The 19833-nt window shown below is 65.2% G+C and carries 17 protein-coding genes; 16 read left to right on the forward strand and 1 reads right to left on the reverse strand.

The features are described 5' to 3' along the window. Positions 1-58 precede the first annotated feature (58 nt). From flgE to BAU06_RS11425, 15 genes are all read left to right on the forward strand, one after another. Entirely contained in the window at positions 59-1309 is a 1251-nt protein-coding gene (flgE, locus tag BAU06_RS11350; RefSeq protein WP_066348965.1) for a flagellar hook protein FlgE, read from the forward strand. Between the two features lie 38 nt (positions 1310-1347). After that, positions 1348-2106: a flagellar basal body rod protein FlgF gene (locus tag BAU06_RS11355; RefSeq protein ID WP_066348967.1), complete on the forward strand. Its 759-nt coding sequence runs from the start codon at positions 1348-1350 to the stop codon at positions 2104-2106. Between the two features lie 61 nt (positions 2107-2167). Continuing rightward, positions 2168-2953: a flagellar basal-body rod protein FlgG gene (flgG, locus tag BAU06_RS11360; protein ID WP_066348968.1), complete on the forward strand. Its 786-nt coding sequence runs from the start codon at positions 2168-2170 to the stop codon at positions 2951-2953. 20 nt (positions 2954-2973) lie between these two features. Next, on the forward strand, positions 2974-3702 hold the full coding sequence (locus BAU06_RS11365; RefSeq protein ID WP_082993865.1) for a flagellar basal body L-ring protein FlgH: 729 nt from the start codon (positions 2974-2976) through the stop codon (positions 3700-3702). A 106-nt stretch (positions 3703-3808) separates the two neighbouring features. Beyond that, complete coding sequence (locus tag BAU06_RS11370; protein ID WP_066348969.1) at positions 3809-4945, forward strand: flagellar basal body P-ring protein FlgI; 1137 nt, start codon at positions 3809-3811, stop codon at positions 4943-4945. Between the two features lie 3 nt (positions 4946-4948). Continuing rightward, complete coding sequence (gene flgJ, locus BAU06_RS11375) at positions 4949-5989, forward strand: flagellar assembly peptidoglycan hydrolase FlgJ (RefSeq protein WP_066348971.1); 1041 nt, start codon at positions 4949-4951, stop codon at positions 5987-5989. Between the two features lie 105 nt (positions 5990-6094). Next, positions 6095-7753, forward strand: coding sequence for a flagellar hook-associated protein FlgK (gene flgK / locus BAU06_RS11380; protein ID WP_066348973.1), 1659 nt, complete (start codon positions 6095-6097; stop codon positions 7751-7753). Positions 7754-7799: 46 nt separating this feature from the next. Then, on the forward strand, positions 7800-9047 hold the full coding sequence (gene flgL / locus BAU06_RS11385) for a flagellar hook-associated protein FlgL (protein ID WP_231934050.1): 1248 nt from the start codon (positions 7800-7802) through the stop codon (positions 9045-9047). A 65-nt stretch (positions 9048-9112) separates the two neighbouring features. Further along, positions 9113-11002 (forward strand): methyl-accepting chemotaxis protein, encoded by a 1890-nt coding sequence (locus tag BAU06_RS11390; protein ID WP_066348975.1) that lies wholly within the window; start codon positions 9113-9115, stop codon positions 11000-11002. A gap of 7 nt (positions 11003-11009) precedes the next feature. Continuing rightward, positions 11010-11495, forward strand: a complete 486-nt coding sequence (locus BAU06_RS11395; protein ID WP_066348978.1) for a hypothetical protein — start codon at positions 11010-11012, stop codon at positions 11493-11495. A gap of 91 nt (positions 11496-11586) precedes the next feature. After that, positions 11587-13332, forward strand: a complete 1746-nt coding sequence (locus tag BAU06_RS11400) for a methyl-accepting chemotaxis protein (protein WP_066348980.1) — start codon at positions 11587-11589, stop codon at positions 13330-13332. A gap of 399 nt (positions 13333-13731) precedes the next feature. Beyond that, positions 13732-14178: a hypothetical protein gene (locus tag BAU06_RS26610; protein WP_156770210.1), complete on the forward strand. Its 447-nt coding sequence runs from the start codon at positions 13732-13734 to the stop codon at positions 14176-14178. A gap of 101 nt (positions 14179-14279) precedes the next feature. After that, entirely contained in the window at positions 14280-14693 is a 414-nt protein-coding gene (locus BAU06_RS11415; RefSeq protein WP_156770211.1) for a hypothetical protein, read from the forward strand. 57 nt (positions 14694-14750) lie between these two features. Further along, complete coding sequence (locus BAU06_RS11420) at positions 14751-15179, forward strand: hypothetical protein (protein ID WP_066348994.1); 429 nt, start codon at positions 14751-14753, stop codon at positions 15177-15179. 59 nt (positions 15180-15238) lie between these two features. Beyond that, positions 15239-15649: a hypothetical protein gene (locus tag BAU06_RS11425; RefSeq protein WP_066348996.1), complete on the forward strand. Its 411-nt coding sequence runs from the start codon at positions 15239-15241 to the stop codon at positions 15647-15649. Here BAU06_RS11425 and BAU06_RS11430 read toward each other — a convergent pair. Beyond that, positions 15636-18860 (reverse strand): hypothetical protein, encoded by a 3225-nt coding sequence (locus BAU06_RS11430; RefSeq protein ID WP_066348998.1) that lies wholly within the window; start codon positions 18858-18860, stop codon positions 15636-15638. The two genes, BAU06_RS11425 and BAU06_RS11430, sit on opposite strands and share 14 nt — an antisense overlap. Before the next feature lie 236 nt (positions 18861-19096). Here BAU06_RS11430 and BAU06_RS26615 point away from each other — a divergent pair, with 236 nt between their 5' ends. Then, positions 19097-19822, forward strand: a complete 726-nt coding sequence (locus BAU06_RS26615; protein ID WP_156770212.1) for a hypothetical protein — start codon at positions 19097-19099, stop codon at positions 19820-19822. Positions 19823-19833 lie beyond the last annotated feature (11 nt).

Here is a 19833-nt window from a genome sequence, read left to right on the forward strand (position 1 = left end):
GCCGCCCAGTTGCCGGTCTTCCGGCTTCCATCAACTTTCTGAACAAGCGAGAGAACGCATGGGTTTCGGACAAGGACTTAGCGGCCTGGATGCCGCGTCGCAGAATCTGGACGTAATCGGCAACAACATCGCCAACGCGAACACCGTCGGTTTCAAGGCGGCCTCGGCGACCTTCGCCGACATCTACGCCACCTCGCGCGTCGGCCTGGGTGTGAAAGTCGCCTCCATCGACCAGCGCTTCACGGTGGGCAACGTGACCGCCACGGGCGGCCAGTACGACCTGGCCATCGACGGCGCCAACGGCTTCTTCCGGCTGGTCGACGCCAGCGGCGCGATCTCGTATACGCGCAATGGCCAGTTCGGCATCGACAAGAACAACAACATCGTGAACGCCGCCGGCCAGCAGCTGACCGGCTATGGCCCCGGCGGGGTGGGTACCGCGCCGGTGCCGCTGACGCTGCCGACCGCGAACATCCCGCCGGCCGCGACCTCGCGTTCCGGCTTCACGGCCAACCTGAACGCGAACGCCACCGTCATTCCCACGACGACGGCCTTCGATCCGACCAATACCGCGACGTACACGGATTCGCAGCCGATGACGGTGTACGACTCGCTGGGCAACTCGCACCAGCTGACCACGTACTTCGTCAAGCGTCCCGGCGTGGCGGGCCCCCCGTCGCAGAGCGTCTATGACGTGTACTACACGCTGGATGGCGCGGCCATGGCGCCCACCACGGCGACGGCCGCCACCCCGCCGGTCTGGGGCGGCGCCACCCAGATGACCTTCGACGACTCCGGCCGCCTGACCAGCACGCCGACGGTCAACCTGTCGTTCGCCACCCCGGGCGGCACCGGCTCGCCCGCGGCGGCGCTGGCCATCACGATGGACTACACCGGCAGCACGCAGTTCGGCGGCGATTTCTCCGCCGACTTCACGCCGGACGGCAATACCACCGGCCAGTTCACCAATATCAGCTTCGGCAAGGACGGCAGCATCATCGCCAACTACACCAACGGCAAGACGCAGACCGTCGGCACGGTGGCCCTGGCCAACTTCAACAACGTCAACGGCCTGCAGCCGATCGGCGACAACAACTGGAGCGAAACCTCCGAGTCGGGCCAGGCGGTGCTGGGCCAGCCGGGCACCAACGGCCTGGCCACCCTGCAGGGCCAGGCGGTGGAGGCATCCAACGTCAACCTGAGCACCGAGCTGGTGAACATGATCGTGGCCCAGCGTACCTACCAGGCCAACACCAACACGATCAAGACCCAGGACCAGGTACTGCAATCCCTGTTGTCCATCCAGTAAACGCGACGGTAAGCGGAACCCAGGCAGGATAAGCGCGCATGGATCGAGTCATTTACACCGCCATGAACGGTGCTGTTCGCATCAACGAGGAACAGGCCGTTCTGACCAACAATATGGCGAACGTGAATACGCCCGGCTTCCGGGCGCAGATGGCGGTCTACCGTTCGGTGCCGGTCAACGACGGCACCAGCTTGCCTACCCGGGTCTCCACGGTGGCATCCACGCCGCGCAACGACTTCACGCCCGGCGTGATGGATGCGACGGGGCGCGACCTGGATATCGCCGTGACCGGCAATGGCTGGATCGCCGTGCAGACGCCGCAGGGCGAAGCCTACACCCGCGCCGGCGACCTGCAGGTGGGGGTGAACGGCCTGCTGCAGACCGCGCAGGGCATGCCGGTGCTGTCCAACCAGAACGGTCCCATCGATGTGCCGCCCAACGCGACGCTGACCATCGCGTCGGATGGCACCATCACCGCCATCGGTGCCGGCGATCCGCCGAACACCATCCTCAACCTGGGCACGATCAAGCTGGTCAGCCCGGCGCTGGCGTCGCTGGTGCATGGCGACGACGGCGTGTTCCGGCGCGTCGCGGCCAACGGCCAGCCCGCGCCCCCCATGCCCGCCGACCCCACGCTGCGCGTGATGCCCGGCGTGCTGGAAGGCAGCAACGCCAACGCGGCCGCCTCGATGGTGGGCATGATCGAGAATTCCCGCCGCTTCGAAATGCAGATGCAGGTCATCCGCGACGCGCAGACCAACGAGGACAAGGCGAACAGCCTGCTGTCCGTCGGTTGATTGATTTAGTACGTATACACCGTGACGCGGCCTTGCCGCGCACCCAGGAGCCTTAAACACCATGCTACGTTCGCTCTGGATCGCCAAGACCGGCCTGGAAGGCCAGCAGACTTCGCTGGACGTCATTTCCAATAACCTGGCCAACGTCAACACGAACGGCTTCAAGCGCGGCCGTGCCGTGTTCCAGGACCTGATGTACCAGACGCTGCGCCAGCCCGGCGCCCAGGTCGGCGACGCCAACCAATTGCCTTCCGGCCTGCAGCTGGGCACCGGCACCCGCGTGGCCGCCACGGAGCGTCTGCACACCGAGGGCAACCTGACGAGCACCAGCGACCCGATGGACATCGCCATCCAGGGCCAGGGCTTCCTGAACGTGCAGCTGCCCGACGGCACCGACGCCTATACCCGCGACGGTTCGCTGCAGGTCGACCAGAACGGCCAGCTGACCACGGCCGGCGGCCTGGTGATCCAGCCGCCCATCAACGTGCCCAACAATGCGCTGTCGCTGACCATCGGCAAGGATGGCACCGTTTCGGTGACCCAGCCCGCCGCGCCGGGCACCAACGTGCAGATCGGCCAATTGCAGCTGGCCAATTTCATCAATCCCAACGGCCTGCAGGCGATCGGCGATAACCTGTACCTGGAGACCGACGCCTCGGGCGCGCCCAACATCGGCCAGCCCACGGTCGACGGCCTGGGCAGCATCCTGCAGCAGTATGTGGAAACCTCCAACGTGAATGTCGCGGAGGAGCTGGTGAACATGATCACCACCCAACGTGCCTATGAAATGAACAGCAAGGCGGTGGAGACATCCGACCAGATGCTTGCCCGCCTGACCCAGCTTTGATGAAACGACCCATGCGCGCCATGCCTTTCCTTCGTTCCGTTGCGGCCTTGGCGGGTGGCGTGCCGGCCGGCTGGCGCGCGCTGGCGGCGTCGGTGCTGTTGGGCGTCGGCCTGGCCGGCTGCGCGCTGGTGCCGCCCGAACCCGTCGTGCTGGGGCCGACGACGGCCATGCCGCCGCCCCCCGCCGCGCCCACGCCCGTGCCGGACGGCTCCATCTACCAGCCGACCGTCTACGGCAACTATCCGCTGTTCGAGGACCGCCGGCCGCGCAACGTCGGCGACGTCGTGACCGTCGTCCTGGAAGAAAGGACCGCCGCCGCCAAAAACGTGGCGACCAATACGACGCGCACTTCCAGCACCGACAACTCGATCGCCGCCTCGCCCGGTTTCATGAGCAGCTGGTTCAATGCCAAGTTGGATACGAATACCTCCGGCAGCAACGTCAACAAGGGCGCCGGCGACAGCAGCGCCAACAACACCTTCACAGGCGTCCTGACCACCACCGTGGTGGGCGTGCTGCCCAACGGCAACCTGCAGGTGGCCGGCGAAAAGCAGATCGCCATCAACCGCGGCAGCGAGTACATCCGCTTTTCCGGCGTGGTGGATCCGCGCTCGGTCACGGGCACGAATTCGGTCTCGTCCACCCAGGTGGCCGATGCCCGCATCGAATACCGCAGCAAGGGCGTGATGGACGAAGTCCAGACCATGGGCTGGCTGCAGCGCTTCTTCCTGATCGCCAATCCGTTCTGATGCCGACGATGCCCACCCTCGAAGCGCTGCGCGCTTCCCCCTCAAGGGGGCGATGCCGCCCGGGCAGTTGTTTTATTGGACGAGTGGGCTGCGGAGCCATGCTGATATGACGTATTACACAGCCTATTTCATTCTTGTCCGCCGCTTGGCGGGCGTGCTGCTGGGGGGCTTGTTGCTGGCGGTGGCCGGCGGCGCGCACGCGGAGCGCCTGAAGGACCTGGCCAGCATCCAGGGCGTGCGCGGCAACCAGCTGATCGGCTACGGCCTGGTCGTGGGCCTGGACGGTACGGGCGACCAGGTGCGGCAGGCGCCGTTCACCCAGCAGAGCGTCACTAACATGCTGTCGCAGCTGGGTGTCACGATGCCCAACAACAGCAATATGCAGTTGAAGAACGTGGCGGCGGTCATGGTTACCATGAGCCTGCCCGCGTTCGCCCGGCCGGGCCAGACCTACGACGTGGTGGTGTCCTCCATGGGCAACGCCAAGAGCCTGCGCGGCGGGACGCTGCTGCTGACCCCCATGAAGGGTGCCGACGGCCAGGTGTATGCGCTGGCGCAGGGCAACATCCTGGTCGGCGGCGCCGGCGCATCGGCGGGTGGCTCCAGCGTGCAGATCAACCAGTTGAACGGCGGCCGCATCAGCAACGGCGCGGTGGTCGAGCGCGGGGTGCCGACCACCTTCGCGCGCAACGGCAATCTGTTCCTGGAATTGAACGAGCTGGATTTCGGTACCGCGCAGAACGTCGCCGCGGCCTTGAACCGGCATTTCGGCGGGGCCGTATCGCAGGTCGTCGACGGCCGCACGATACGCGTGCAGGCGCCGGTCGACCCGGCCGCCCAGGCCGCCTTCATTTCGCAGCTGGAGAACCTGCAGGTGACGCGCGCGCCGGCGTCGGCCAAGGTTATCGTCAACGCCCGCACCGGGTCGGTGGTCATGAACCGCACCGTCATGCTGGAGGAATCCGCCGTCGCGCACGGCAACCTGTCGGTGGTGGTCAACCAGACCAATGCGGTCTCGCAGCCCAATACGCCGTTCGGCGGCGGGCAGACGGTGGTGGTGCCCAATACCCAGATCGACGTGCGCCAGGAGAACGGCTCGCTGCAGCACGTGCGCACCAGCGCCAACCTGGCCGACGTCGTGCGCGCGCTGAACGCCCTGGGCGCCACGCCGCAGGACCTGCTGGCCATCCTGCAGGCCATGCAGACGGCCGGCGCGCTGCGGGCGGAGCTGGAGATCATCTAAGCCATGGCGCTCGGTTCCTCCCAGGCTTCCGGTGCCGGCCAGCCGTCGATTTTCGATTTCGGTTCGCTGTCCAGCCTGCATCGCGACGTGACCGGCCAGCCGCCCTCCGCCGAGAAGCAGGCCGAGGTGGCGCGCCAGTTCGAGGCGGTCTACATCCAGATGCTGCTCAAGCAGATGCGCCAGGCCACCATGAAAAGTGGTCTGTTCGATTCCAATGAGTCGCAGATGATGCGCTCCATGGCCGACGAGCAGCTGGCGTTGCAGCTGGCCAACCCGGGCATCGGCCTGGCGCAGTCACTGCTCAAGCAGATGCAGGCCAACCAGCCGGCCGCCGACGGGCAGGAAGGCCAGGACGCTGCGGCGCAGGCCATGAAGCCCCTGGACCTGGCCGCGCGCACGGTGACATCGGGATCGTCCAATCCCGAGGTGGCGGCGCTGTTGCGGGTGCTGCGGCGCGGCGGCGCGGCCGACCGCGCCCTGGCCGCGGCGGAGGGCGCGCCGGACCACGTGGTGGACTTCGTGGCGCAGATGGCGCCCGCGGCCAAGGCGGCCGAACGCCAGAGCGGGGTGCCGGCCCGCCTGATCCTGGGCCAGGCGGCCCTGGAGTCCGGCTGGGGCCAGCGCGAGATCCGCTATCCCGACGGTCGCACCAGCTACAACCTGTTCGGCATCAAGGCCGGGGACAGCTGGAAGGGCAAAACGGTCAATGTGCTGACCACCGAGTACGAGAACGGCACGCCACGCAAGGTGACGCAGGCGTTCCGCGCCTATAACTCCTACGAGGAGTCCTTCGCCGATTACGCCCGCCTGATCGGCACCAACCCGCGCTACGACGCCGTGGCCGATGCCCGGGACGAGATCGATGCGGCGCGCCGCATCCAGGCCGCCGGCTACGCGACCGACCCGCGCTACGCCGACAAGCTGATCGGCATCATGGGGCAGCTCCAGGGGGCCGGACGGGCGGGCAGGGGGCTGGAAACCGCCGGCCTGGAAGGCAAGGCCGAGCTCCTGGGCTCGGATTTCGAGGGAGCCGGCGATCCCTGAGGGGGACGCCGGGCATGGCTTTTCATTTCATTAAGTTTCGTCCGCGCTTGCCGTTAAACCAATATCCAGACGTTTCAACACGGTAATTCGAGAGGCATCCCGACCATGAGTTTGTACAGCCTGGGCATCAGCGGCCTGAACGCCGCGCAAGCGGGGTTGACGACCACCGGCCATAACATCGACAACTCCACGACGGACGGTTACAACCGCCAGCGCGTGTTGACGTCGACGGCCGGCGCGACCGCCACCTCGGCGGGCTTCTATGGCCGGGGCGTGCAAGTCGACACGGTGCAGCGCCAGTACGACAGTTTCCTGTACAAGCAGCTGGTCGGCGCGCAAAGCAGCAGCTCGTCGTATTCGACCTACCTGGACCAGGTGTCGCAGATCGACAATATGCTGGGCAACGAGACGGTGGGCATCTCGCCGGCGCTGGCGGATTTCTTCGCCAGCGTGAACGCCGTCGCCAGCAAGCCCGCCGACGCGGCCACCCGCCAGGACCTGATCGGCAAGGGCCAGTCGCTGGTCTCGCAGATCAATTCGGCCTACCAGGACCTGCAGACCCAGCGCGACGGCCTGAACCAGCAGATCGCCCAGGCCGTCAATTCGGTCAATGGCTACCTGAACCAGATCAACAAGCTGAACCAGGAGATCGTCATCGCCCGCGGCCAGGGCAATGGCAATGCGCCCAACGATCTGCTGGACCAGCGCGACCAGTTGCTGTCGGAACTGTCCAAGACCGTGGGCATCCGCTATACCACCCAGGGCGATACCGTCAGCATTTCGCTGGAATCCGGGCAGGCGCTGCTCTCCGGCAACACGGTGTACTCGCTGCAGGCGGTTCCGTCGGCCGCCGATCCGTCGCGCACCGTGGTGGCGTACAACCTGCCTTCCGGCCCGGGCGGCGCCACGACGCCGGTGGAATTGAGCGACTCCAAGCTGACCAACGGCACGCTGGGCGGCCTGCTGCAATTCCGTACCAATTCGCTGGACGTGATCCAGAACCAGTTGGGCCAGATGGCGGCCGGGCTGGCGGTGACCTTCAACACGCTGCATCAGCAGGGTATCGATCTGCAGGGCAATGCGGGCGGCGATTTCTTTTCGCTCGCTTCGCCCACGGCGCTGACCGGCGCCAAGAATACGGGCAACGCCATGCTGACGGCGGAATACACCGACGCCAGCCAGCTTACCGCCTACGACTACAAGATTTCCTACGACGGCACGAACTATACGGTGACCCGCCTGCCGGACAACGCCGCGGTGACGGCCACGCCCACGGGTACCCCGCCCACTTCGCTGGCCTTCGACGGCCTGACGGTGAATATCACGGGGACGGCGGCGGCGGGCGATACCTGGACCCTGCAGCCCACCCGCAACGCGGCGCGCGACCTGGGCATGGCGATCACCGATCCGGCCAAGATCGCGGCGTCCAGCACGACCGATCCCGGCACCTCCAATGGCGCCAACGCCCTGGCGCTGGCGCAGCTGCAGACCACGCGCAACCTGTCGGGCAACTCGCTGAGCGTGACCGACCTGTTCTCGCAGATCGTCAATAACGTCGGGCAGCAGACCGCCGACGCCAAGGCGAACGACAAGGCACAGACCACCGTGGTGAACCAGCGGATGCAGAACAACGCCTCGGTCTCCGGCGTGAACCTGAACGAAGAGTATGTGAATCTTTCGCAGTACCAGGAGCAATACCAGGCCGCCGCCAAGATTATCGACGTCGCAAGCACGATCTTCGACGCCCTGCTGGGCCTGAAGTAAGCGCGGTCGTCCGTCGTCTCGAGATACGCATCCGGAGTTACATAGCATGATCCGCCTGAGCACCACCACGATCTACCAGAGCGGCCTGAACGGCATTCTGAAGAACGAGTCGGACGTCAACTACCTGCAGCAGCAGTTGAGTTCCGGCCGGCGCGTCGTGACGCCATCCGACGATCCGCTCGCGGCGGGACAGGCGGTCACGGCGTTCCAGAACCTGAACATGACGCAGACGTACGCGAGCAACCGCGACGCGGCCAACCGTTCGCTGGGCCTGGAAACCAACGCCCTGGCGTCCGTGGTCACGACGCTGACCAGCGTGCTGACGCGCGTCGTCCAGGCGGGCAACGGCACGCTTGCCGACCAGGATCGCAACAGCCTGGCCACCGTGCTCGAGCAATCGCGCGATGCGCTCTTTGCCCTGGCCAACAGCACCGATGGCAACGGCGAATACCTGTTCTCGGGCACCGCCGGCAACGCGGCGGCCTACGTGAAGAATCCGACGACGGGCGAAATCACGTACAACGGCAATGCCGGACAGCGCCTGGTGCAGGTGGAGCAGAGCCGGCAGATGAGCGTGTCCGATATCGGCAGCGATATCTTCAACCGGGCCAGTCCGGGCACGGTCAGCTATGTGGCGGCGGCATCGCCCTTCAACACGGGCACGGCGACATTCTCCGCCCCCACGGTCGACGCCGCCAGCTCGGGCCCCAGCCTGAACTATGTGGTCAGCTTCGCGAAGGATCCGACCACCAACCAGATGATGTATACGATCACCACTTCGGATCCGTCCACGGGCCTGGGAACCACCAGCACCCCCGTCGCGTACGAGCCGGGCGAGGCGATCGATACGGGCCACGGCGTGACCATGGTCGTGGACGGCGAACCGCAGGAAGGCGACACCTTCACCATCAAGACCGCCCAGACCGCCGACGTCGACATGTTCGCGACGTTCGATTCCCTGATTACCGCGCTGAAGGCGCCTTCGCAGGGCGATCCCGCCGCGCAGGCCCAGCTGGTCAATCTGCTGGCCACCGCCAACAAGACGCTGTCGATCAATCTGGACAATGTGTCGACCATACAGGCGTCGGTGGGCGCGCGCCAGAACGAACTGGATGCGCTGGACACCACCGGCACGCAGCGGGCGCTCACGGACAACAAGACGCTGACCGACCTGACGCAGATCAATTACTACTCCGCCATTTCGGAAATGAGCATGCGCCAGCTTTCGCTGCAGGCCTCCATGTCGGCCTTTAGCGCCGTCAAGGGCACGTCGCTGTTCAGTATGAACAAGTAAGGCAATAAACCTACCCCCCATGTATTCGCATCACAAGAACGCCGGCCTGCTGGATAGATAACGATATGTTCGCCAATATGAAAGTCCGCACGTCCATTATTGCCCTGCTGGCGTTGTACCTGGCGGCCATGCTCGGCTCCAATGCCGTGTCCTGGCTGGGCTTGCAGTCCAGCAACAGTAAGCTGGATACCGTCAACACGCTGTACAGCGACCAGGTGGTGAACCTGTACGCCTCGTACGCGCAGGTGCTGCGCGCTCGCCAGGTGCTGAACAACGCCTACGAGATGATGCAGACCAACCGCGTCGACGAGGGCATGAACCAGCTCACGCGTGCCGCGGGCTTCAAGGCCGACGCGGACAAGCGCATGAGCCTGTTCAACCAGTCCCCCAAGCTGCCGGCCACGGTCGACATGGCGCAGGCCATACAGGCCAACTACAAGACCTACGCCGGCCTGATCGACGCGCAGATCGATGCCTTGCGGTCCCGGCAGGTCGACGCGTATATGGCGTCGTCCAAGGCCTCTTCCAGCGCGAACCAGACCCTGGACAAGTCGGTCCAAGTCATGCTCGAGTACCTGGACAAGGGCACGGACGACATGGTGGCGCAGGGCCATTCCGACTTCACCCTGGCTCGCGCCGTGACGGTGGTCATGGTGGTCATCGCCTTGATCCTTACCGTTGCCTGCTGGCTGGTCCTGAGCCGCATGGTGCTGCGCCCCCTGCGCGAAGCCGGGCAGCATTTCGACAAGATCGCCGCGGGCGACCTCAGCCAGCATATCGAGGTGCGCAGCACCAATGAAATCGGCGCCCTGTACGGCGCGGTCAAGCGCATGCAGGAAAGCCTGACGCGCACGGTGTCGGCGGTGCGTCGCGGGGTGGATGAGATCAACGTGGGTTCGCGGGAGATTTCGGCGGGCAATACGGACCTGTCCAGCCGCACGGAACAGCAGGCGGCCTCGCTGGAAGAGACGGCGGCCTCGATGGAGGAACTGGCCTCGACGGTGAAGCAGAACGCAGAGAACGCGCGGCAGGCGAACCAGCTGGCGGCCAGCGCCTCGGACGTGGCCGAGCGCGGTGGCGCGGCGGTGGCCGAGGTGGTGAACACGATGCAGGAGATCTCGGGCAGCTCGCGCAAGATTTCCGAGATCGTGAGCGTGATCGACGGCATTGCGTTCCAGACGAACATACTGGCGCTGAACGCGGCGGTGGAAGCGGCGCGCGCGGGCGAGCAGGGCAAGGGCTTCGCGGTGGTGGCGGGCGAAGTGCGCTCGCTGGCGCAGCGCAGCGCGCAGGCGGCCAAGGAGATCAAGGCGCTGATCGAGGATTCGGTGACCAAGGTGGGGGCGGGCTCGCAGCAGGTGGAGCGGGCGGGCTCGACGATGCAGGAGATCGTGGCCTCGGTGAAGCGGGTCACGGACATCATGGGCGAGATCTCGGCGGCGTCGGAGGAACAATCCAGCGGCATCGACCAGGTCAACCGCGCGGTGTCGCAGATGGACGAAGTCACGCAGCAGAACGCCGCGCTGGTGGAAGAAGCCGCGGCGGCCGCCGGCTCGCTGCAGGAACAGGCGCAGCGCCTGGCCGAGGCCGTGTCGGTGTTCAAGCTGAACCAGGGCCAGGTCATCGACGTGGCGGCCCGGGCCATCCCGTCGCCCGCCGCGCCCCGCGTCGCCGCGACGCCGGCGGAACCCGTCGTGCCGGCCGAGGCGCCGCGCCTGAACCATGCGGCCCCGGCCGCGACGTCGACGGCCACGTCGGCCGCTGCGGCCGCGCCGCGTGCCGCCAGGACGCCCGCCGCCCCGCCACGCGCGGCCGCCGCGCCCAGCAGGCGTGCGCCGGCCGCCAACGATAACGCGCCGGCCCGCAAGCCTGCCGCCGCGCCGGCCAAGCCGCGCGCCGTGGCGGCCGGCGGCGGGGCCGCGGCCCTGAGCGACGACGACTGGGAATCCTTCTAGGACCGCCATGAACCGACCATCGCATCTCATCGTGAAATGGCGGGCCGCCTTGCTGGCCTGCCTGGCAGGCAGCATGCTGCTGGGCTGCGCGACGGGACAGCATTTTTCCACGGACGCGGTCGCCGGCCTGCAGCCGGGCAAGACGACCATGGTCGATGCCGTGCAGGTGCTGCAGGGCATGCCGCAGCAGGTCCTGCCCCAATCCGACGGTTCGACCATCGCGCTGTGGGCGTACAAGATATCCCTGGTGACGGACGCGATTTATTACCGCCGCGAGGCGATGTTGCAGTTCGGGCCGGATGGCCGCCTGGCGCGGGTGCTGGATACCACCAATGTCCCGTTGACGGACGCGACGCGGCGCAAGCTTTTGGGCGCCGCGTCCATTCCGACGGAGACAGCGGCGACGGACGGAAGCGGCGCGCAAACGCCGGCAAGCGGCGCCGCCATGACCACATCGCCCGGCACGACCGCGATACCCGTGTCCGCGCCGTAAGGCCCGCGACACCCGACGGCCGCGGCGCCGCCTCGCAAGAGGATCGCCACCGGCCACTTTTTAGAATCTAATTGCGAGTTTGGAGGGCCTCATGGAAGCCATCGCAGATACGAGCCGTAAGGCCAAGGCCAGCAAGCGCAAGGCGGGCCGTACACCCAAGGTCAAGCGCAAGTTCTCGGTGCGCGATACGCGCGTCGGCACGATGCTGGTGTTCGTCCTGGCCATCTTCGCCTTGCTGATCGTGGCGGTGGGCGGCATGGCGGCCTTTTTCCTGAACCAGAACTACCGCGCGGTGATCGAACTGGGCGCCCTGACCGATCGCGCCACGCAGGTACAGATCATCAACGCCAACATGTTGCGCGCGCGTGTCGCGCTGCTGGTATCGGCGCGCGATCTGCAGGAAGCCGGCGCGCCCAACGTATCGCCCGAAGCCGCGGCGACCGCCAAGAAGGACGCGGCCGACTCGCTGAAGTCGGCCAACGACCTGCTCGCGGAAGTGCGCAATAACTTCGGCGACTTCCAGAAGAACATGCTGGAAGACGACACCGGCCGCCAGCTGTCCATGAACCTGGTGCGCCGCTACCGCTCCTACATCGACGACGGCGTCGACACCATGGTAGAGGCGCTGCGCAGCCAGGACTACAGCACCTTCTATATGGTCAACACGGAATACGGCACGCCCCGTAGCGCCGCCTTCATCGATGCCATCGAAGAGTTCTCCAAGTACATCAAGACCGCGCAGACCGACACGGCCGCGCAGGCCAGGCAGAACCTGAACCTGGCACTGATCGCCGTGGCGGGCGCCGTGGGCCTGGCCATCATCCTGATGATCCTGGCGCGCGTGGTATTCGGCCGCGTCGTCGTCCGGCCGCTGGTCGAAGCGGGCCAGCATTTCGACAAGATCGCCAACGGCGACCTGACCCAGCGCGTGGACATCCGTTCGCACAACGAGATCGGTATGCTGTACGGCGCACTCAAGCGCATGCAGGAGAGCCTGACGCGCACGGTGTCGGCGGTGCGTCGCGGGGTGGACGAGATCAACGTGGGTTCGCGGGAGATTTCGGCGGGCAATACGGACCTGTCCAGCCGCACGGAACAGCAGGCGGCCTCGCTGGAAGAGACGGCGGCCTCGATGGAGGAACTGGCCTCGACGGTGAAGCAGAACGCAGAGAACGCGCGGCAGGCGAACCAGCTGGCGGCCAGCGCCTCGGACGTGGCCGAGCGCGGTGGCGCGGCGGTGGCCGAGGTGGTGAACACGATGCAGGAGATCTCGGGCAGCTCGCGCAAGATTTCCGAGATCGTGAGCGTGATCGACGGCATTGCGTTCCAGACGAACATACTGGCGCTGAACGCGGCGGTGGAAGCGGCGCGCGCGGGCGAGCAGGGCAAGGGCTTCGCGGTGGTGGCGGGCGAAGTGCGCTCGCTGGCGCAGCGCAGCGCGCAGGCGGCCAAGGAGATCAAGGCGCTGATCGAGGATTCGGTGACCAAGGTGGGGGCGGGCTCGCAGCAGGTGGAGCGGGCGGGCTCGACGATGCAGGAGATCGTGGCCTCGGTGAAGCGGGTCACGGACATCATGGGCGAGATCTCGGCGGCGTCGGAGGAACAATCCAGCGGCATCGACCAGGTCAACCGCGCGGTGTCGCAGATGGACGAAGTCACGCAGCAGAACGCAGCGCTGGTGGAAGAAGCCGCGGCGGCCGCCGGCTCGCTGCAGGAACAGGCGCAGCGCCTGGCCGAGGCCGTGTCGGTGTTCAAGATCAACGAAGGGCAGGTCATCGACGTGCCCGCGCAGCAATTGGCGGGTGGGGCGGCGTACGCGCCGCTCGCGGCGGGGTAACGCCGATTCGGTTCAATTCTATAAACGTATCGATGCGGCCCTTCGGGGCCGCATTTTTTTTTACCCTTGCGGGGGGGCTTCGTCGCCTTGAATCGGTGTGTCCCGGGGCAGCCGGCGGGCGAAGCGTCGTTCACGCTTCCTGACAAGACATTACGCCTGCGGCCACGCCAGGCAGAAAACACATCCGCTAATGTAGGCACGTCACCGACCGACAGTCCGCTTTCCAGGTATTGGCTGCGGCGACATCCGGCGAGCCGAACGGCGCCGGATAAGTTGCTACCCCCGACCGGCGATACGGATTTTGCTGGTTCAGGGGCCGGAGATATGACTGGCGCTTACCCTCGCGGGGCAGGCCAGGTACCGCGTAGCTCCCCGTAAATTTCGCTCAGGAAGGTCTCCATGAAAAAGCTAGCCGCCGCCTCCTTGACTATCGCCTTGCTGTCGACTTCCGTCGCTGCCCTTGCCGCGGATACCGGCCCGCATGCATCCGCCACGAAAGCCGGCAAGAAGCCCGCTACCAAAGAGTCGGACAACACATGCAGAGGCGCCCAGGAGGGGCAGTGGAGAACCGGATATGTCGCCTCGATGGGAGCGAATTGGTATGGCTCCAACGCGATAACCATTGCATTGGAAGAGATTGATTCGGATGCCTATTCGATCGAGTCGTCAGACTATTCGACCGACACGCCGGAAGGCAGGGAGCAATACAGCACCCTGTTCTCCGCCTTTTTGACCAATGCTCCGGTCGCCATATATTGCATCGGCAAGAGCAGGAGTACCGGCAGGTATTCATTCACCTATGTGTGGGTGGGAACCATGGCGACCGATCCCCCGCAACCGCGCTGACGCGATCCAAGCCGTCTATTGCCGCGACACGCCGGGGAAAATCCCGCCGTCCGGCCACGCGGCATGGGTATCCGGCATTACCAATTCGCTCATAGGACACGATGATGGAAAAGATCGCCGCGGCAATATTGAGTTTTTCCCTGCTGTGCGTCCCGGCCGCCGCCCTGGCCGCCGATCCGCCAAGGGGGACTTCCCCGACGAAGGACGCAACGGAAGGCACATGTGTCGGTGCCAGCAAGGGTGACACCAGAGTCGGGTACATCGGGTCGGTAGGCACGAGCTGGTTCGGTACGAACAACACCACGATCGCCTTCGAGAATTTGTCCCGAAACGATTACAGCATCGAATCCTCCGGCTACTTCACCGATACGGACGAGGGCGTCGCCCAGCTCACCAGCCTGGTCTTGGCCTATCTGATGACCGCCAAGGTGACCATCTATTGCACCGGCAAGAACGCCAAGACGGGCCGCGATTCGTTCACCTATATCTGGCTCGGCGACGCCGCCGTGCCGTAGCCGCTATCCGGATGCGGGAATGCCGGCGTTGTTGGACGACTGCGTGAGGACGCGACCATGAAGAAAACCACCACCGCAATAATCAGTTTTTCCCTGCTATTGGCGCCGGTCTGCGCGTTTGCCGCGGACGCGAGCCCCAAGGCGCCGACAGCGGAATACGGCCGCCCCGCCGTGAAGGCGTCGGAAGGAACGTGCGACGGCGCCAACTCCGGCGACGAGAAAATCGGCTACGTCACGTCCGTGGGGACCAGTTGGTTCGGCACCAATAACACCACCATCGCTTTCCAACGGTATTCGTCCGAGACGACCAGCATCGAGTCGTCGGGATTGTTCACCGACTCGGACGAGGGCATCGCGCAACTGGATGCGCTGATGACGGCTTATCTGACCGGCTACCCGGTCACCCTGTACTGCATGGGCAGGAGTCCCGCTACCCATAGGTATTCGTTCAGCTCCGTCTGGGTGGGCGATATCCCCGCGCCTTGACCCATGTACGAAGAAGCGCGATCCCAGATTCCGCCAGACTCCCTCTAAAGGACGCTACCATGAAACCTATCATCACGGCTTTATTCGGCTTTGCCTTGTTGTCCACATCGCTTTCCGCCAGCGCCGCGGACGCCGGCAAGAAGGTGCCCACGACGGAATTCGGCCGGCAAGCAAAGGACGCGGACGAGGGCAGTTGCGTGGGAGCCGGCGGCGGTGCCATGAAAAAAGGCGTCGTCGCCTCGGTGTCACCCAGTTGGCGGACCGACACCACGATGTCGATCTCGTTCCTGGCGCCCTCGTCGGGTCTATCGAGCATCGAAATCTCGGCCTATCGGAACGACAGCGCCGAAGGCGCCGCGCAATATAGTGTGCTGATGTCCGCTTATGTCAGCCAAGCCCCGGTCACCCTGTACTGCACTGGCGATGGGACATTTTCGTCCACGTGGATCGGGGCTTTCAAGGCACCGTAGCGTCCGCGCCTACAGGCCGACGGACTGGGGTTGGTGCGGCTATCCGGTTCGGGAACACCTTGGAAAGATACTCATCCTGCATGTCGACGTAGCGCTGCAGCGATCCGAGGTCTTGCAACGGGATGCGGTCGCGCACTACGTCGCGGTGCGCCTGTGTCAGATGCAGATAACATAGCCGCCGCGACACGTCGATGCCGCATTCCTTCAGAATCCGTTGCGTCAAGTATTCGACCGGGCCGCGTTCTGGAAAGCCACGAGCAAGCAGGGATGGATCATTGTCCCAGCGACCCACCGGAGGGTCGCCCTTCGCCGTCAGGATGTGAAGTATTTCGTGCAGGACGACGGCGCGAGCGTCGGCAGGTGCGAACGCACCGGAATCGGTCAGCGTCGAGCCCGGCGATCCTTCAGGGGGCGCCTGGACGTCGGGTATTTCGGCGGTTCTGGAGGCGAAGTCAACATGCGGCCATAGCCCGGCATATGTCGATCGCCCCTGCGAAATCGTGTCAGGCGCGGCGATGCGCAAACGCCATTTTTTGTCCTTGCCGAGCCGGCCCGCGGCTCTGGCGTCATTCGCCAAACCTCGGAAGGTCTCCGACGAAGCGTAGACGCTGGCCAGGAATGTCCTAAGCGCGTCCCTCATCGCGGCTTCGTGCCCGGCCGCGGCGGACGCGTCCGCCAAATCGGTGCCCGTAATGCGGTACGCGGATTTTTCCAGGTTCAAGACCCGAATATCGAAGTATTCGTCGAATTCATTTTTCCACCAGCCGTGCTCAGACAGGTCCGTGGCATGTCGCAGGATATCCATCGCCAGGGCGACCGTCGGGGTGTCCGCCAGAAAGCCGGTATACGCAAAGTCGCCATCCTTCCACCAGTCGTATGCGTATGCGCCAACAGCGTCGTAGATGGTATGGGCGCCTCGATAGTTTGGCGTTCCGTCGGGCACTTTCCTGTCCAGGCGACGTGCGGCGTCGGCGTCGATCGTGCGTGAAGTCGCGGCGCCGTCCGTTGCGCCAGCGCGCGGGGAGACGACGGTCGCAGGCGCGCCATGCTGGACGGAGTCCAGGCCGTAAGGCGACAGCGCACGTGTCTCTATTGCGCGGGTCAGCTCCTTCGCCAGGCCGGGCCGCGCCGATTTCAGGCGCATCGACAGGATCTCCACGCCCTTGGACGTGAGCCGGCCACCGCCCCGCAACAGGCGCGGCAAGTCCCTTGGAGCGGCGAGCGCCTGCCCGATAATGCGCGAGATGTGTGTGCTTCCCACTTCCGCGAACGCGCGCTCGATTTCGTCTGCGAATGCCTGGGCCGCACCAGAGCCCGCCGTTATTCCTTCCCGGATACCAGGGGCCAGGATAAGTACCTCCATGGCAGCGCAGTCGTAGACATGATGCGGATGTCCTCCGGATATTGCACGCAAGGCGGCGCGCAAAGGCGCGAGGGCAAGCCCGGGCCCGTCCGGACCGGGTCTCTCCAGACCGGGTCCCTCCAGACCGGGTCTCTCCAGACCGGGTCTCTCCAGACCGGATCCTTGCGCTTGAACGGGTTCGTCGCGGCGGTATGCCGCGGCACGGCCGGCCTCCTGGGCAGCCATGATCTTGGCCGTGATTGCGGCCACAATCTCCGATCGTGTTCCGGACGCCAGCGTCCGCACAAGCAGCCCAGGATCTTGGGCAGGCGCTTGCGTGCCCTTATCGCCGATACCTGTCGAGCCGAACACCAGGTCGCGATGCTGTCGGGCCCATTCGTGGATGCCCACGTCGGCAGGAAGCGCGAGCTCGGTGCCGGTCTCCCAGGACAGGAAGTAAACGTGGCTGCCGGCCGGCGTCTCGATGGCGACGAAATAGCCGCGGCTGTCGTTCGCCGATGTGGATGTGAATGTGAACGCCGCTGCCCCGTCGGCGCCGGTGTTCCCGCCTTGCGGCCGGGCGTGTTCCGGACCCCCTGGCCGGGCAAGGCTGACGGTGATCGCGGCATTGTCGAAGTCGATGCCATACTGCTTGCCATAACGAGAGATGGAGGCATCGATGAGGGCGGCCGTGTACTGGCTTACTAATGTGGCCTGTGCGCTGAACAGGCTGTTGAACTGGTCCTGCAAAGGAAGCGCCAGCAGCGCGCGGATGCGCGCCGCCTGGGCCGGCTCCCTTCGGGAATCCGGTGCGGATACGGGCGCCGTTTCCCTGGGGATGTCGTCGAACTCCAGTTTTCCTCGTGACAGGTAGAAGTCGCACACGCGTTGCCCCTGCGCGGCTGGCGGGGATGGATGCTTGAGCCGCAGAGGCCCGTGGATACTGGGAATGGGGGCAGATTGCCCGTCCATCCGGTGGTCTGGATCGATGCCCGCGGCGCGCAATGCGCCTCGCGCCAGCTCCGCGCCGGTCGATAGCTGCAGATGCGCGGAACTCCACAGCAGATCGAGAAAACGCAGATCGTCGGCGAACACGTCTCGGTAGCGCTCGATCAGCAGCCGGGGTGCGATTGTTGCATCGGATCGGGCGCAGGCATGGAGGTCGATGGTGCCTGCCGCATGGGACATCAGCAGCAGGGCGCCCAGGTCGACCCGCGGGGTGACGATCGCAGGCCCCGGCCCGCCGCTGGTGACGGTATTTCTTTGCGCTCTTGCAGCGGCCTCCGCCCGGCCTATTGCGACAAGGTCGTCTACGGACCGGTCGTGCGAGGAAAGGCCCAGTTCTTCCAAGACGCGGATCGCCGTCCATATCGCCAACCAGCGTGGGCCGCCGTAGCGCACGTCGGGCGGCGGATGCAGCGATAGCGTCGGGTCCGCGATCATCGTCCGGCGGACGCGCCGCTCCAGTGAGACGCAGTCGCCCGCGCCGAGAATCGCGGCCACTCCCCGTGCACGCAGGACTGCGCCGATGCGCGATTCCAGGTCCTCCACGACCTGCGTCATGGGCTTGCCACCGGCATTGCGCAGCGTCAGTCCATCGTAATAGACCGCTTGTCCCTGTCCTGGCACCGGTCCCAGGGCGGTTGTCCAGTCGATTCCGCGGATGAATGCGTCCGCCGTCGGCGGCGCCAGCTGGACAGGCGGCTGCGACGTATTGTCTGGAATCGTCGTGCCGACTTCGTCGTGAACGGCGACATCGCGCCGCCATCGCGAGAACACGTCGACGCTGTCGGAGATCTCGGCCTGGGCCGCAGGCGCATAAGGCGTGTGCAGCTCGCGAGAGCGGGAATAGAGAGTGTCGATTGACATGGCGCGACTTCCAATGGCGGCTCGACGCCCGAGCCGGGCACATGTGTACGGATGTCGCGTACCGGGTTCCGGCAATCGGCGTTCAAGGTCAACCCGCCAAAGCGGATGCGCGCGAGACGCCTACTGACATTAGATTACGTCGGAAGAACGCGCAGCAGCGTTTTCGTCGATTAATGTGGAGCCAGTGGAACGGCGGGAACACTCCCATTTCGATGACCGGGAAATAAGGACCGACGATGAAAACCGGGAAGGCAAGGCAAGCGGCATTTTTTTTGGCTTCCGTACTGGTGGCGGCATGCCATGCAGCCTATGCCGACGAAACCGCGGATAAGGTTACTGCGGAGTGGTTGACGGTCAATTTGACCTTTACCAATAGCACGCGTACCGATTATGAATTGAAGATGGTCTCCCTTTCGTCATGCCCTGTCCGCGACCTCCCGGATAGCATACCCGTTGCTGCACGCGCGGCGGACGATAGAGTCACAGTGGTAACCACGGTGTTCAAGGTGCAGTATTGCGGCTCCAATACGAGTACCGACTTCGCAGTCAAATGGCGGTATCGCGCGTACACCGGATTAGGGTTGCTGACGATAGAGGAGCGATTCTGGGAATATTCATTCAAGGGTCCCAAGGGCGCCTTGAAGGCGAAATTTTCCAACCAGCCGGACCCGGATTCGCACCCGCTGTTCGGTCCTCTTCTGCAACGCAACGGCATAGCAAATATCGAGAGCGTTACGTGCGGCCCACCTAAGACCAACTACCCCTGCAATCACTATGCTGGCTCCAAGGAGATGTCTTCGGTCGATCTCCGGGTGGAAGTAGGGTGGGTGGGCCAGGCCTACGCTTCCGTGGCCGGTTATGCCTCGAATGCGGCGCGCAGCATCACGCGCGCCGGATCGCGGGCGGTTTCCCGACCGGGCGCTTCCGCTGCGGGCAATCATGCCGTGGGTTCGCCGCGCTGATCCGCGGCTTC

The sequence above is a fragment of the Bordetella bronchialis genome, assembly GCF_001676705.1.
In the GTDB taxonomy this organism is placed as follows: Bacteria; Pseudomonadota; Gammaproteobacteria; order Burkholderiales; family Burkholderiaceae_B; genus Bordetella_C; species Bordetella_C bronchialis.

What these genes read in the sequence shown, in the direction of transcription:
- flgE (WP_066348965.1), top strand. Translation starts at nt 59, where the DNA reads ATGGGTTTCGGACAAGGACTTAGCGGCCTGGATGCCGCGTCGCAGAAT.
- BAU06_RS11355 (WP_066348967.1), top strand. Translation starts at nt 1,348, where the DNA reads ATGGATCGAGTCATTTACACCGCCATGAACGGTGCTGTTCGCATCAAC.
- flgG (WP_066348968.1), top strand. Translation starts at nt 2,168, where the DNA reads ATGCTACGTTCGCTCTGGATCGCCAAGACCGGCCTGGAAGGCCAGCAG.
- BAU06_RS11365 (WP_082993865.1), top strand. Translation starts at nt 2,974, where the DNA reads ATGCCTTTCCTTCGTTCCGTTGCGGCCTTGGCGGGTGGCGTGCCGGCC.
- BAU06_RS11370 (WP_066348969.1), top strand. Translation starts at nt 3,809, where the DNA reads ATGACGTATTACACAGCCTATTTCATTCTTGTCCGCCGCTTGGCGGGC.
- flgJ (WP_066348971.1), top strand. Translation starts at nt 4,949, where the DNA reads ATGGCGCTCGGTTCCTCCCAGGCTTCCGGTGCCGGCCAGCCGTCGATT.
- flgK (WP_066348973.1), top strand. Translation starts at nt 6,095, where the DNA reads ATGAGTTTGTACAGCCTGGGCATCAGCGGCCTGAACGCCGCGCAAGCG.
- flgL (WP_231934050.1), top strand. Translation starts at nt 7,800, where the DNA reads ATGATCCGCCTGAGCACCACCACGATCTACCAGAGCGGCCTGAACGGC.
- BAU06_RS11390 (WP_066348975.1), top strand. Translation starts at nt 9,113, where the DNA reads ATGTTCGCCAATATGAAAGTCCGCACGTCCATTATTGCCCTGCTGGCG.
- BAU06_RS11395 (WP_066348978.1), top strand. Translation starts at nt 11,010, where the DNA reads ATGAACCGACCATCGCATCTCATCGTGAAATGGCGGGCCGCCTTGCTG.
- BAU06_RS11400 (WP_066348980.1), top strand. Translation starts at nt 11,587, where the DNA reads ATGGAAGCCATCGCAGATACGAGCCGTAAGGCCAAGGCCAGCAAGCGC.
- BAU06_RS26610 (WP_156770210.1), top strand. Translation starts at nt 13,732, where the DNA reads ATGAAAAAGCTAGCCGCCGCCTCCTTGACTATCGCCTTGCTGTCGACT.
- BAU06_RS11415 (WP_156770211.1), top strand. Translation starts at nt 14,280, where the DNA reads ATGATGGAAAAGATCGCCGCGGCAATATTGAGTTTTTCCCTGCTGTGC.
- BAU06_RS11420 (WP_066348994.1), top strand. Translation starts at nt 14,751, where the DNA reads ATGAAGAAAACCACCACCGCAATAATCAGTTTTTCCCTGCTATTGGCG.
- BAU06_RS11425 (WP_066348996.1), top strand. Translation starts at nt 15,239, where the DNA reads ATGAAACCTATCATCACGGCTTTATTCGGCTTTGCCTTGTTGTCCACA.
- BAU06_RS11430 (WP_066348998.1), bottom strand. Translation starts at nt 18,860, where the DNA reads ATGTCAATCGACACTCTCTATTCCCGCTCTCGCGAGCTGCACACGCCT.
- BAU06_RS26615 (WP_156770212.1), top strand. Translation starts at nt 19,097, where the DNA reads ATGAAAACCGGGAAGGCAAGGCAAGCGGCATTTTTTTTGGCTTCCGTA.